Below are 14,861 nucleotides of genomic sequence, written 5' to 3'. Positions count from 1 at the left end.
AAGCCAATAGAAGCAACTGAAAGAGATGTCATGTAAATCTTCGATAGTTTAGCTTTCTATGATTATCAAATTTTTTGGAGATGAAAGAGAGCATTCAAAATACAAAAGTGACTCCCGAAAAGCTTGCAAAAGTTTTAAAAAATGGTAAAAATGAATTGGAAAGAGATGAGGCCGCGCAGGTATTGTTTTTTCTAAGAAAGCTGGCTCGTGTTGTTGTTAGAAAATATCTGGAGATATGAATGGTAGTAGAGATCCGTTAGCAGATTTATATGTTCGTGTGAGTACAGATGAGCAGGCGGATAAAGGTTACTCGCAGCGCAACCAGGAGGAAATGCTGCGTAAATACTGTGATAACCACTCTATAGAAATACGAAATGTAATCTATGAAGATCATTCAGCTAAATCATTTAATAGACCCGAATGGAAGAAACTGCTTCAAAATTTAAAAAAGAGTAAGAACCAAATTGACCTTATACTTTTTACAAAATGGGATCGGTTTAGTAGAAATGCTGGGGACGCTTATCAAATGATAAATCAACTACGTGATCTTAATGCAGAACCACAAGCAATTGAACAACCGTTAGATCTTTCCATTCCAGAAAATAAAATGATGCTTGCCTTTTATTTGGCCGCTCCAGAAGTTGAAAATGACCGAAGGGCATTGAATGTCTTTTATGGAATGAGGAGAGCAAAAAAAGAAGGACGTTATATGGGATTGGCTCCAGTTGGATATTTAAATCGCGTAGATGATAGTGGCAATAAATATATTGTCCCGAAAGAACCTGATGCGACAATCCTTGCGTGGGCATTTGAACAACTAGCAAAAGGAGTATTTAATACAGAACAAATCTGGAAAAAATCAAGAGAAAAAGGATTAAAATGTAGTAAAAATGCATTTTGGCAAGTGATAAGAAATCCTATCTACTGCGGTAAAATCTTCATTCCGGCGTTTAAGGATGAAGAAAGCTGTTTTGTTGAAGGGCAACATGATGCTATTATCACGGACAATATTTTTGAACAGGTACAGGAAATTTTAGATGGTCGTGGTAGAAAGTACAGACCAAAAATAGAAAGTCGAAATGATTTTCCATTAAGAGGTTTTGTAATCTGTCCTCAATGTGGAAAATTGCTTACCGGTAGCAAATCAAAAGGCAGGCATAAATATTATACTTATTATCATTGTTTTCAAGGATGCTCGTACAGAATTAATACAGAGAAGCTGATGCACTTTTTTGAGTTGGAACTACGCAAATATGCCCCTAAAAAAGAAATAATAACCATTTACAGTAGTATACTGGAGGAAACTTATTACGAATTGACCAAGGATATACAGATTTCTAAAAAGCAGACGCTAGTACAGATTAAAGAATTTGAAAATAGAATGTCGCATATCAGGGATTTATTGGCTACAGATAAAATAGACGCTTCTGACTATCATGATATAAAAGCGCAATATAAAGGATCAATAGAGCAATTGAATGAAAAATTAGTTATCCTTGGTGGAAAGGTTCCAGATATCAACAAGTTATTACACCAGGGTATAGAGACTTTTTTACAATTAGACAAGGTATTAAAAGATGGAAATAGCGAAGATTTCAGAGCAATAGTTAATATGCTATTCCCTGAAAAAATTAAACCTTTTGAAAATGGAATAGAGTATTCTAAACTAAACAACATATTAAAATTAAGCTATTATTACAATGATTAAGACTGTAACTATTTGTAGCTAAAAATAGGGTCAAAAAAGACTAAAAAAATAAATTTTTCTGACAGGATTGTCACAGATTAAACTCCTACAAGCTAGGAGTTTTTTTTGTTCTTTTTTTTTCAAAAAACAAGCTAATATTACTGAATTATAAGGTTTTATATCATTCAAAGCTGTAAATTAGTGCCATTAAAAGCCAAATACAGCCATCAAGAGACAAGTGGAATAATGGAGATACATTTTCAAGATACATCTCAATTACAAATTTAAAATTGAAGGTCACATTGGTTTAATTTGATAATGTTTAAAGAGTTAATTTCTTGAAAAGATGGCATACATAGCAGACTTATATATTCGTGTAAGTACCGATGAACAAGCGGACAAAGGATATTCACAAAGAAATCAGGAAGAGATGTTGCGAAAATACTGTAACAATCAGTCTATACAGATTCGCAATGTTATTTACGAGGATCACTCAGCGAAATCTTTTAACAGACCGGCATGGAAAAATATTGTATTGACTTTAAAAAAGAAAAAAAACAATGTTAATCTTATACTTTTTACCAAATGGGATCGATTTAGCCGGAATGCTGGTGATGCTTACCAAATGATTAACGTTCTTCGAGCTTTGGGGGTTGAGCCTCAAGCCATCGAACAGCCGTTGGATCTTTCAATTCCAGAAAACAAAATGATGCTGGCGTTTTACCTAGCAGCTCCAGAGGTGGAGAACGATCGTCGTGCCCTAAATGTTTTTTATGGTATGAGACGAGCAAAAAAAGAAGGGCGATATATGGGATTAGCTCCCGTAGCCTATGAGAATAAATCAGAGGAGAACGGAAAAAAATATATTGCACCAAAAGAACCAGATGCAACAACTTTAAAATGGGCATTTCAGGAGATTTCAAAAGGAACATATAATACTGAGCAGGTTTGGAAAATGTCGAAAGAAAAAGGATTAAGATGCAGTAAAAATGCATTTTGGCAAGTAATTAGAAATCCATTGTATTGTGGAAAAATCTTTGTTCCACAATTTAAAGATGAAGAAAGTAAGTTTGTAGAAGGCCAACACAAAGCAATAATCTCGGAATCCCTTTACTATGAAGTTCAAGAAATATTGGATGGTAGAGGTAGAAACTATCGTCCAAAAATCACCACTCATGATGAGTTTCCGATGAGAGGCTTTTTGATATGTCCAGAATGCGAAAAACTCCTTACAGGTAGTAAATCAAAAGGTCGTAATAAATATTACGCTTATTATCATTGTGTAGGTGGATGTACACATCGGGTTAATGCTGAAAAGGTAAATGATCTAATTTTGGGAGAATTAAAAAACTCCATACCAAAAATAGCTGACCCAGCATTTTATCAAGAGATTATTGTTAAGAATTATTTGGAGCAGACAAACGAAGTTCACTCAGAAAAAAAACAAATCCTGTTAGAAATTAAGGATTATGAGGAAAGAATATCTCATACGAGAGACCTTTTAGCTACACGTCAAATTGATGCTGATGATTATAGAGTTATGAAATCAACATATACATCAAAAATTTCTGTTCTAGAAGCACAATTGACAAGGGTAAATTATGATACTGACGATATTCAAAACATTATAAAACAAGGTATTATAAAGATTAATGAAATAAATAAAGCTTTAAATAATGATTGTCTGGGTGAAGTACGAAAAGAAATTGGTTCAATTTTCCCTGAAAATATTGTTTTTATTGATGGACAAGTTCGAACCGCTAGACGTAATGAATTTATTCAATACATCAATCTGATTAACAGGAAGTTGAGTGCGAAAAAAAACGGGACAAAAGCAGAAATTTCTGTTTTGTCCCGTGAAGTCGGGGTGGCAGGATTCGAACCTACGACCTCCACATCCCAAATGTGGCGCGATACCGGGCTACGCTACACCCCGCCAGAAGGTATCACCTTTTTTCTTGTGTGGCACAAATATACAATCTTTCCCCACATTATTCCAAATGATAAAAGCAACATTAAATTAACCAATTGATTATTATGCCAATAAAATAAAAATTCCTCGACACATTATCCCACATTTGAACGTTTATACTTATAAATAGGATTTAAATACGATATTTGGGGTGGAATTCATCTTCCATCACACATAATTATCAAAAAAATTATGACAAAAATTTTTAGAAATTGCTTGATCTTCTCCCTATGCCTGACGGCCTGTGTCTCCAACAATAAGGAACAACAAAACTCCGACAGTACCACGGTGGAGAATCCCGAAGAATACAACCTGACCAAAGCGGAGGCCTTGGAGGATTATATCTTGGCTCTCGACTCCACAGACATTGAAAGCGTGGGAAAAGCAACCTCTAAATTCAAGGAACTTTTTGAAAAGAAGGAAAGCCCAGAAAATGATAAAGGGGTAGCCCTGATCATGGACTATATCGACAAGGTATCCATGTATGCGCACCGCTCGGCTTTTGATGATGAAACAAACTACCGCCCATTGGTCAACATTGAATTCGATGGCGGCAAAGCGGCCGTTCCAAGTGATCTGGAACAAGCGTACGACAAGATCAACCGCAACGGATTCCGTGTCCGCGAAACAGAAGGGATGTTCGACCTAGAAGCTAACCCAATCTATTTCCAGGAAAACTTCTACCCTTATATCACTTCTGACCTAGAAATCTTATTGCAACAGATCGGCCGTGATAATATGGAAGGCTATGCAGACGATGCGGCCATTGCGATCCCTTTCCAATCATTGGTACAGCGAACTGTATGGTATGAGGATTTCGCCAATAAGACAAAAGGTACTATCGCCGGCGAAAAAGCACAGAAAGAATACGAGAAATACTTCACGACGCTAACCATCGGGATGGACAATACCCCGGCCATCGAAAGTCAGCAGATCTCCCCCTACTTCCAGGAAGCATACAGCTATCTCAAGGATTTTTCACCCAACTCTGCCACCTACAAAAAACTGGAACCCTACATTGCCCTCCTTCAGGAACAAAAAATCGACGAAGCCAAAGCCATGTTACCAAGTTTAATCGGCAGATCCATCAATTAATCCTTAACTTTGCCCCATAAGAAATAAGAGATAAGAAATAAGTGATAAGTATTAAAACGGTCAACTCTAATTAGGGATGGACAATGGATATTTCTCAAATCTCATATCTCACATCTCATGTCTAAATACTAAATACTAAATACTAAATACTCTTTAATGTCCCTATCCAAGCCCCCCAAAACTGTCGACCTGCATGCCGAAGCATTCTTGGCCGATTTGGACAGTTATGAACTGGATGAACTATTGGCAGAAACGATAGATTACCTTAGGGAACAGCTAGACGCTGCGATTTATTGGGGATATCCGGAAATCAAGTTTATCCATGGAAAAGGTAAAGGAGCCCTTAAAAACGCAGTTTACGAGGAATTAAAGATCTACAAGCAATCCAATGCCATCAGTCATTTCCATCCCTCCTATGCCAATGAAGATATTGTAGTGGTGGTAATCGGGCTATAAGACCTTTACCCGATAGACCTCATAAGGATATTGTACCAAATCCTTCCCTCCATTCCATTGCGGCAACAACTGCATTTGCGCACATGAGAAATACAGGTAGCCATCCGACCCAACTCCTAAGGAATCTGGCCAAAGCAGGCGCGGATCCTGAACCACGATTTCCAATTTACCTTCTGGAGTCAACCGACGAACGGAATAATCAAGGGAAGTCGTCAGATAGATGTTTCCTTCCTGATCAGCGACAAGACCATGCGTAATCCCGACTTCACCCATATCTTCCACCTTGGATTTTAGGGCTTCATCAGTCAGATTTGCATCCGCCAGGTACTTGGTTTCAATCCTATACAGGTTCATCGCATTGATCGGTTTAAAATAAAACCACTTATTGTCCTTAGTCAGTGCAATACCATTGACATTTGATCTGAATGGATTACCATCCTTATCCCGCATCTCCTTTCCATGATAAGCTAGAACCACATCTGGTTTTGCCAAGGTAAAGCTACTATTGCTCAAGAGCTTTCTACTTTTCCCGGTCTGGAGATCTAGAACGATTACAGATGCCTGACCAGGGTCGGATAGGTAAGCCAATTTTTTATCTGTATCAACACGAACATCATTTAAGCCCGATTTGCTCTTGTCCAAATCTTCAAACGTAAATACTTGCTTTACCTGATTGCTCTTCAAATCTATCTGAACCAGCTTAAACTGTCCTTCTTTCTTATCGCTTCCCCCCTCTTTTCCAAAGATGGAACCTGAAGGAGCAGGTTTGGAATCTAAAACCCACAATTGATCATCGGTATCCACATAGATATCTTGCACATTGACAAAATGCTCCTTATAGTCGCCTTCCACAGCATTCCATTCTGCATTTGGAAAGGCTTTGCGTTCGCCATTGACGATCTCGGTCAATCCAAATAGATAGGGATCCTTATGTGGAAAGGAAACAAATACTCGGTTATCAGAAGAAACAGAGACACCGATGGGTTGCGATTTCCCAAAGGAAGCTACCACCTGCAGATTAGGATCTTGTTTTTGGGCCATAGCATTAAATATTGAGGTAACAGCTATTATGATATATAAAGGGATAGTATTCATCATTATTCGAATTTAAGGCAAACATGTGCTATGCCTATATTAACAACAAAAGATACAAAATACTGTTTGAGCAATTCACTTATGAACGTAATAATTCTATCCAGCAGAACCCAATTTTTCCAAGCATTTTAATGGGCTTCATTCGAGGCATATTCGAGAATGGTTCGAGGATCATTCGAATATGACCTGAATAAAATTTTAGCCAGGCTGGAATTTTCCGAATATGCCTCGAATGAGTCTCGAATAAGACCCCATAAATAATCCCAAAATCTCCCCGATTTCAAAGATTTTTCAGCCAAAATTCTATCCAAGAACCATAAAGCAAAAAAGGAGCCTGCCATTGCTAGCAAGCTCCTTCATTATTATATTTTCAGACCATGTAAAAGACATAGGTCTAAATACTAAATACTAAATACTAAATACTAAATACTAAATACTAAATACTAAATACTAAATACTAAATACTAAATACTTAATACTAAATACTAAATACTATTTAACCCCTTCCGTAATCGTAATTTTTCTAAATTCAATCGGTCCATGGTCACCTTGTATATAAAGTGGTCCTGGTTCGCCTTCTTTTGAATCAAGTGCACCACCGGTAATTCCAGGGATTTCCTGTTTGTCGATCACCGTTTTACCGTTGATAGCCACTGATACCAAACGACCAACTAGCGTGATCTCCATATTGTTCCATTCATTAGGACCATTGGTAACCATTGCATTCGGCGTCAAGAATCCGTAGATAGCACCGAAATAAAGGTTGCCGGGATGTCTATCTTTTGGTGAGTCTTCGATCTGAACTTCGTAACGACCTCTAAGGTAAACACCAGAGTTACTGCCTTCAGGATACTTGAATTCTAGGTTCAATTTAAAGTCCTCGAAAGATTTTTCAGTGATCAGGTTAGCACCGGCATCTTCATTGGTCAAGATACCATCTTTAACGACCCATTTGTTCTTGTCGTTTGATGGTTTCCAACCAGTCAGGTCCTTTCCATTGAACAATTCTATCGGCTTGCCCCAAGTTGGTTCAGCAGTACGGTTTAGGTAAGGCGCTTTTGTACCAGTGAAAGTATATTTCTCACCATTATTGTTGGTTATGGTACCTTTGATTTCAGCACCTGCCAATTCACCTTCAATCGTGATATCCCCATGACCACCTTCCCATTGTGGTGGGATAGCGAAAGAGAACTTTCCATCTTGAAGCTTGATATGGGAGATGGGTCTGCTACTGCCGCTATCTCCTACCCAGTACCCTACCAAAGTAGTGAATCCTGATAATTTGATTTCAATCCAGGAAGGCACCTGTGTACCATTCTTGTCAACATTCAAATCCCAACGACCTAATAGGTCCTTTGATTCTTCTGGGATAGTTTGAGATGCAGGGTTGTGTTCCACTTCTTCTTTTTTGTCTTGATTGTCTGCTTTATCTTGGGTACCGTTTTGGCACGAAGTCAAGCCTAATCCAAGCATACTGGTGAAAGCTAAACCGTAAGCAAATTGTTTGATCATCTTTAATGTATTTGATTGATTATTATTTTAAACTTTATAGTATTGTTCGAACCCGGTTCTAGGCGGAGGTCCGATCAAGAGTGCATTTGCAAATTTATCATTTGTAATCTCTTTTTTGACAGGATCGAACTTAAATTTTCCGTTCAAGCGCTGTGCGATCACGCCAAGGCAGAAAACTTGGCTCAACGGCCCTGCGATTTCAAACGGTGAACGCGTCTTCTCCTCACCTTTACAGGCCTTCAGGAAGTTTGCAAAGTGATTGGAAGGTGATGCCGGAACTTCTGGAAGTTTATTCGCGATATCTTTTGCCTTCTGTTCTGGAATGATAGATAAAGTACTGCCATGTGAACCGCCCTTAAAGGTCAGGTCTTTTCCATAAATGATCTTACCCGGGTTTAATTTGGCTGGCTCTAGGTTACCGGTGCTTGGTGGCGGAATATTCGGGTCTAGACCGGATACACCATAGCCTTCCGGAATTGGAGGCAGGTTATTGATACCATCATACCACATAATATCCAAGGCTGGCATACCCTTGCGTTTAGGGAAGCTGAATTTCAAGGTGGAAGACATCGGGAAGAAGAAGGAATTATGTCCTTCCAGCATCTCTGCCCCTACCTCGGTCGGTAAGCCCAATTTCAGGAATTCATGGGAGGTATCGAGGATATGTGCGCCCCAATCGCCTAAAGCTCCCATTCCGAAATCGAACCAGCAGCGCCATTGCCCATTCACAAAATCTTTGTTGTAATTATGCCCCATGGTCTGCATTTGCCAAAGATCCCAATCAATCGTGCTAGGAATGGGTTCTGCAGGTGGGAAATTCTTGATATTGACATCCCATCCATGCCATCTGCGCGGCATATTCATGTGACCGACGATCTGGGTGACATCTTTGATGATCCCCGCCTCGGTCCATGCTTTGTATTGGAAGTAATTGGCATCGGAATGGCCTTGATTACCCATCTGGGTCGCCACTTTTGGGTTCTTCTTAGCTTTTTCCATCATCAGCTCTACCTCCAAAAAGGTACGGGCCATCGGTTTTTCCACGTACACATGTTTTCCAAGGTCCAGCGCCATCATAGTGATCGGGAAATGGGAAAAATCTGGCACTCCTACCGTCACCGCATCGATCTGGTTACCCATCTTATCGAACATCTGGCGGAAGTCCTGAAAACGTGGAACATCTGGAAATTGCTTGATGGCAGCTTCCGTATGCTTTGCCCCCATATCCACATCACAAAGCGCAACAATATTACATAAACCCGTTTTATAAAGATCCATCAGGATTTCTCCACCTCTATTCCCAATCCCAATCGCCGCTAGGTTGACCCTTTCATTTGGCTTGGCCATCAAGATATTTCCCAATGGACTGCTAGCCATCGTCAAGGCTCCCCCTGCTATAATGGATTTCTTTAAAAAACTTCTTCTCGAAAAATAATGATTCATCTGTAATATGTTTAGGTTTACGAATGTTACATGTATGATTAGCTTAAAATTAAAAAAAATTCCTAATTTCAGTCACCTTATTGGACATTAATCCATAAACCTGTTACAATAAAGACATATTATGATGAGAAATACCTATTTGAAATCTGTTTTTAAAGGCACATTCGGACTTCTTCTATTGGGTTCATTGACTATTTCCTGCCAACAAGCGAGCAAAAATGCGGATGGCTGGGAAAATCTGTTCAATGGTAAGGACCTGACTGGCTGGAAACCTTTGGCTGGAAAGGCAGATTATCATGTTGAAGATGATGCGATCGTTGGAGTAATGACGAAGGGTTTGCCAAATTCCTTTTTGGTAACGGATAAGGAATATGGCGATTTTATATTGGAGTTGGAGGTTAAACTGGAAGGCAGCACAACCAACTCGGGTGTGCAGACCCGGAGTCATTTTGATTCAACAGCCAATAATGGTACTGGGAAAGTCTATGGCCGCCAGATGGACATCGACCCTACCGACAGAGCTTGGACCGGAGGAATCTATGATGAAGGCCGGAGGGAATGGCTTTACCCATTGGACCTAAACCCGAATGCGAAAACGGCATATAAACCTAATGAATTCAACCATTACAGGATCGAGGCCATCGGCAATGAGACCAGGACATGGGTGAACGGTTTGCCAGCAGCTTTTGTGGTAGATAGCTTGGATGATGCTGGATTTATAGCACTGCAGGTCCATGCGATCCCAGATTCATTGGATGGTAAGAAGGTTTATTTTAAGAATATCCGTATTCAGACCAAAGACCTGAAGCCCCAAGAATTCCCTAAGGATGTTTATGTGGTTAACACCCGTGCCAATGATCTTTCGGAAGCCGAAAAGGCAGCCGGATATAGCTTGCTCTTTAATGGCAAGGACAGCCAAGGCTGGCATAGTGCTCGTGGCGATCATTTTCCAGAAAAAGGTTGGAAGATCGAAAATGGCTTGATTGAAGTACAGAAATCGGATGGCGCGGAATCGACCAATGGCGGCGATATCGTAACGGACAAACAGTACAAGGCTTTTGACCTTTCCTTTGATTTTAAACTGAGTCCTGGAGCCAACTCGGGTGTGAAATACTTTGTGACCCTAGATGAAAAGACAGCTGGATCTGCTATCGGTCCGGAATATCAGATCTTGGATGATGAATTGCATCCCGATGCAAAATTGGGAAAAGATGGCAATCGTACCTTGGCTTCCTTATATGACCTTATCACTTCAGATCGCAATCCAAGGCCTAGAAAACCAATTGGGGAATGGAACCGCGGCAGAATCGTGGTTACGCCGGATAATCATGTCACCTATTACCTAAATGGCTTCAAGATGTTGGATTTTGTGAGAGGCTCAGAAGATTTCAGGAAACTGGTGGCTGGAAGTAAGTACAAGGACTGGGAAAAATTTGGCGAGGCGGAACAAGGCCATATCCTTTTGCAAGACCATGGGGACGCCGTAGCATTCAGGAGCATCAAGATTAAAGAATTATAGAAAATAATATAGAAAAGGGAAAGGACCGAAATGCATTCGGTCCTTTCCCTTTTTATGCTTTACGCTAGAATTGCGCTTTAAATTCTTGGACTTTGTTTTGGAAACCCTCGAATTCGGCACTTTGCTGATTGATAAAACTATTGTCTTCCAATCGACCGACCACCTCATTCATCTCTTCCTCGTTCTCATAAACCATTAAACGGAAAGGATTGTGGTAATCCTTGCTTCTGGAATTATAGATTTCATCACAGATCCATTTCTTGGTTTCCAATGCCTCATCAAAAAGTTTGTTCCAGAAATCAGCGTTCCATTCAGCAGTATCTGTTTCGGTAACCTCCTGTAAGGAAGCTAAACTATGCTTTAATTTATCTTGGATATAAGCATCACTCAAGTGATGGTAGTTTTTATGCATTTCATCCCAAGAGTTGATTTTCTTGTCTTTTAAGTCCTGTAGCAGCTGGTCCAATTTACTTACTGGAACCAATTGGCTACCGACGTTCTCAAATTCCTCTCTTTTCAACCCTGTATTGACCAAGGCCTGGATAGTTTTGTTGAAATCCATCGGGTCAACATGCTCCAAAACCTGGCAGACCGCATAATAACGAGCTAATTTCTTGAATAATTGATAGGCTTCCTTTGGTTTCAGCAACACAACCTTGCGCTTAGAGAATTCCGCATTGCCTAAGAAGATTTCATCGACAGCCTTTTCATTATTGTTCAACCATGCTGCAGGATTATCGGTATTCAAGGATTTACTGACAGCTTGTTCAATTTCCTTGATTCCTGTAAATATCTCATTCACCGTATCTGGCGCCAAGATATCATATTCGAAATATTGGTTCTTGAAGGAACGTTTATCCCGACTGATGAATTTATTGGTGTTACGCATCAATGCATACATATTGTACATAAACCAATAGCCCGGAACGATGATCAAGCGGTCATGGGTAACATCATTGCTCACTAAAGAAAACGGGAATTTGATATCCAGTTCATGCAAGAAATCGCCTTTTACGATCAGGGTATAGGATGCAAACCTGGAATTGTGCTTTAAGCTCACACACAGCCCAGGCCAAAAGCCCCGACCTGCGATAATCTCACCATCCGCACCTCTTGAGTTATGGTTGGAACCAACCGTAGCACCCGCCGCCATGTTACTCTGTCCTTTGATCAAGGCTGCACACAAGAACGAATTGTTATGGTGCTGCTCATGCGCAGGGAAAATAAGCGAATTTAGGACCTCACAGCAGGAAATGGTAGAATTATCGCCCAAGAAAGAGTTGATCAATCTGGCGCCATATTTCAGCTGCGAATAGGATGATAGGATAAAACGAACTGCCTTCACCCCATAGAATACCCTACAGCCATAGCCAATGATCCCGTTGACCAGCTCACAACCCTCACCAATCTGGGTATAGGCCTCAGCGGTGGAATTGATCGTTACGTTTTTCAGTTTAGAGATACCCTTGATATAGGCATCTGAACCGATCTTAACGTTTTTGAAGGTATGGGAATTCTTGATTACGGTACGATCACCGATCTCACTGTAATAACCTCTGATATCATTGAATTTTTCATTGGTGATATCAAAGAAGCGTTGCTGTAACTCTTTATCTTGTCTGTTGCGTGTCCATAGATAGACATCGGCTGCTTGCATGCCATCAAATGGAAGAACTGAACGGCCACCATTCTCATTGCAAAGCTCCAAAAAGATCCTGCTTTTGTCCGGATCACCGACCTTTAAGATTCCATTCCCGAATTTTGCATTCGAGCTGGTCTCCATTTCATTTACATTGAGCAAGATGACCTCGTTCCCAACGATGAAATGGGCAATATAACGGACCTGATGCAGGGCCACACAGTCCCCTAGATCACATGAAATGATCTGGGAATTATAGATCCCGACCGGCAAGCGTATATCGCGATATTCAAGGTAGACCTCTTCCATATCGCCGATCCTGACCAAACCAAAGAACTTGGATCTTTTGATCTGTTTCGGAAGAAATTTATCCGTAACGAGCACATCATTCCAATCAGTTGATTCATTATGATTGAGCTCGAGGATGTGGATCTCTTCCTCGGTCAGATTTCTATATTGCTTGTTGGATTTGTTTTGTTCAAAACGAAGGTAGTACTCGTCTTTTCCCTTTGGTAGATAATCGGCGGGTATGAAATCATACCCAATCCGATTTAATGGTATCTTTATTATGTATCCCATGATATTATTCCACAGTTACTGATTTAGCTAAGTTCCTTGGTTTATCAACATCTAAACCACGGTACACTCCGATATAGTACGACAATAGTTGCAATGGAACCACCGTCAATAAAGGAGCAATAACTTCATCAGCCTCTGGAACAACCATGACATCATTTGAAATGGTCGGAGTAACTTCATCTCCTTCCGTCATTACGGAGATCACCATCCCTTTTCTAGCTTTAATTTCTTGTATATTACTTACGATCTTCTCATGGTAAGCATCCTTACTTGCAATGAAAACTACTGGTAATTCCTCATCAACCAAGGCAATTGGACCATGTTTCATCTCCGCAGCTGGATAACCTTCTGCGTGGATATAGGAAATCTCCTTCAACTTTAATGCACCTTCTAGAGCCGTTGGGAAATTATATCCACGTCCTAAATAAAGTACATCGCGAGCATCTTTGTATTTGTAAGCGATAGCTTTGATATTGTCAACCTCATTTTCCAATACCCATTGAACTTTCTCTGGAACATCGTGCAATTCTTGACAAAGCTCATCAAAACGCTCGTCTGAGATAGTTCCCCTAGCTTTTGCCAATTTCAATGCAAACAACATCAACACGGCAAGCTGTGCTGTATAGGCCTTTGTACTGGCTACACCGATCTCTGGCCCTGCATGGGTATAACAACCTGCATGGGAAATTCGAGCAATGGAAGAACCAACAACGTTAACAATACCGAAGATGGTTGCTCCTTGTTCTTTAGCACGTTCTAGGGCTACCAAGGTATCAGCCGTTTCACCACTTTGCGAGATTGCGATGATCACATCATCTGAATTGATCACCGGGTTACGGTATCTAAATTCCGAAGCGTATTCCACCTCCACGTTCACACGGCATAATTCCTCGATTACATACTCTGCAACCAGACCGGCATGCCAGCTGGTACCACAGGCCACAATAATGATCCTGCGGGCATTCGCCAACTTATCTTGGATGGCATCTACCCCACTCAGGATAATCCTATGTTCGTTCAAGATCAATCGACCTCTTAATGAATCAGCAATGGTAGTAGGTTGTTCAAAAATCTCTTTTAACATGAAGTGATCATAACCACCTTTTTCAATAGCCGCCAATTCAAGATCCAGCTTCTGAACAAATGGAGTGATGATTTCATTACCAAGGTTTTTCAAGATCAGTTCATCAGGCTTTACGATGGCCAACTCATAATCATTGATATAGACCACCTCTTTGGTATAAGCCAACATAGGTGATGCATCAGAACCCAAGAAATGTTCATTCTTCCCTATACCGATTACCAATGGGCTTCCCTTACGGGCAGCAATGATGGTATCAGGTTGGTCAGCAGCGATCAACAAGATCACATATGCACCGGTCACCCTTTTTAGGGCAATGCGGATTGCCTCCTCAAGACCACATTCATTCTTTTCTTGTATGTCTTCAATGAAGTTTAGTAGGACCTCGGAATCCGTATCGGATTTAAATTCGTATCCTTCTTTAGTAAGTTCGTTTTTTAGTTGGGCATAGTTCTCGATGATTCCGTTATGGATCATGGCAAGTTTTCCAGATTTGGAAACATGGGGGTGAGCATTTCGGTCTGAGGGTTCCCCGTGGGTAGCCCAACGGGTATGACCAATTCCTGTAGTGCCAGCTGTGGATTGGTCTCCAACAAATTCTTCTAACGCTGCAACTTTACCTGCTTTCTTGTAAACCTTTAAGGAATCTCCTTGTTGAAGTGCTATACCAGCACTATCGTATCCTCTGTATTCTAATTTCTTTAAGCCGTCTATCACAATGGGATAAGCTTGGCGCGTTCCGGTATAACCGACAATTCCACACATATGTTTTTCTCGTTTTAA

At 40.4% G+C, this 14,861-nt stretch carries 10 protein-coding genes, 1 tRNA gene and 1 pseudogene; 6 read left to right on the top strand and 6 right to left on the bottom strand.

Annotated elements, in window-relative coordinates; genetic code table 11:
- Positions 1–80: 80 nt before the first annotated feature.
- The 3 genes and pseudogenes from ACWICE_RS07110 to ACWICE_RS07100 all read left to right on the top strand — a co-directional run.
- Entirely contained in the window at positions 81–239 is a 159-nt protein-coding gene (locus tag ACWICE_RS07110; RefSeq protein ID WP_454297935.1) for a hypothetical protein, read from the top strand.
- Entirely contained in the window at positions 236–1,708 is a 1,473-nt protein-coding gene (locus ACWICE_RS07105; RefSeq protein WP_454297934.1) for a recombinase family protein, read from the top strand. The genes ACWICE_RS07110 and ACWICE_RS07105 overlap by 4 nt, the downstream gene beginning before the upstream one ends.
- A 325-nt stretch (positions 1,709–2,033) precedes the next feature.
- Positions 2,034–2,972: pseudogene (locus tag ACWICE_RS07100) on the top strand (recombinase family protein); the annotation flags it as partial.
- A gap of 577 nt (positions 2,973–3,549) precedes the next feature.
- On the opposite strand, the gene ACWICE_RS07095 reads toward ACWICE_RS07100, so the two are convergent.
- Positions 3,550–3,623 (bottom strand) — tRNA-Pro (locus ACWICE_RS07095).
- 228 nt (positions 3,624–3,851) lie between these two features.
- Here ACWICE_RS07095 and ACWICE_RS07090 point away from each other — a divergent pair.
- Positions 3,852–4,754 (top strand): hypothetical protein, encoded by a 903-nt coding sequence (locus ACWICE_RS07090; RefSeq protein WP_185218648.1) that lies wholly within the window; start codon positions 3,852–3,854, stop codon positions 4,752–4,754.
- Positions 4,755–4,910: 156 nt separating this feature from the next.
- On the top strand, positions 4,911–5,210 hold the full coding sequence (locus tag ACWICE_RS07085) for a Smr/MutS family protein (RefSeq protein WP_254528207.1): 300 nt from the start codon (positions 4,911–4,913) through the stop codon (positions 5,208–5,210).
- Here ACWICE_RS07085 and ACWICE_RS07080 read toward each other — a convergent pair.
- The 3 genes from ACWICE_RS07080 to ACWICE_RS07070 all read right to left on the bottom strand — a co-directional run bounded on the left by ACWICE_RS07080 (position 5,205) and on the right by ACWICE_RS07070 (position 9,260).
- Entirely contained in the window at positions 5,205–6,251 is a 1,047-nt protein-coding gene (locus ACWICE_RS07080; protein WP_454297933.1) for an L-dopachrome tautomerase-related protein, read from the bottom strand. The two genes, ACWICE_RS07085 and ACWICE_RS07080, sit on opposite strands and share 6 nt — an antisense overlap.
- A 546-nt stretch (positions 6,252–6,797) precedes the next feature.
- Complete coding sequence (locus ACWICE_RS07075) at positions 6,798–7,817, bottom strand: 3-keto-disaccharide hydrolase (protein ID WP_454297932.1); 1,020 nt, start codon at positions 7,815–7,817, stop codon at positions 6,798–6,800.
- Positions 7,818–7,844: 27 nt separating this feature from the next.
- Positions 7,845–9,260, bottom strand: a complete 1,416-nt coding sequence (locus ACWICE_RS07070; protein WP_454297931.1) for a Gfo/Idh/MocA family oxidoreductase — start codon at positions 9,258–9,260, stop codon at positions 7,845–7,847.
- Positions 9,261–9,381: 121 nt separating this feature from the next.
- On the opposite strand from ACWICE_RS07070, the gene ACWICE_RS07065 reads away from it, so the two are divergent.
- On the top strand, positions 9,382–10,779 hold the full coding sequence (locus tag ACWICE_RS07065) for a 3-keto-disaccharide hydrolase (RefSeq protein ID WP_454297930.1): 1,398 nt from the start codon (positions 9,382–9,384) through the stop codon (positions 10,777–10,779).
- Positions 10,780–10,843: 64 nt separating this feature from the next.
- Here ACWICE_RS07065 and ACWICE_RS07060 read toward each other — a convergent pair whose 3' ends face one another.
- A complete protein-coding gene (locus ACWICE_RS07060) occupies positions 10,844–12,997 on the bottom strand; it encodes a DUF4954 family protein (RefSeq protein ID WP_454297929.1) in 2,154 nt (717 codons plus the stop codon).
- Positions 12,998–13,001: 4 nt separating this feature from the next.
- A complete protein-coding gene (gene glmS, locus ACWICE_RS07055) occupies positions 13,002–14,843 on the bottom strand; it encodes a glutamine--fructose-6-phosphate transaminase (isomerizing) (RefSeq protein WP_185218643.1) in 1,842 nt (613 codons plus the stop codon).
- Positions 14,844–14,861 lie beyond the last annotated feature (18 nt).

It is taken from the genome of Sphingobacterium sp. NPDC055346, from assembly GCF_053645235.1.
The sequence above is the reverse complement of the archived record's forward strand: the minus strand, read 5'-3'. Positions and strand labels throughout refer to the sequence as shown.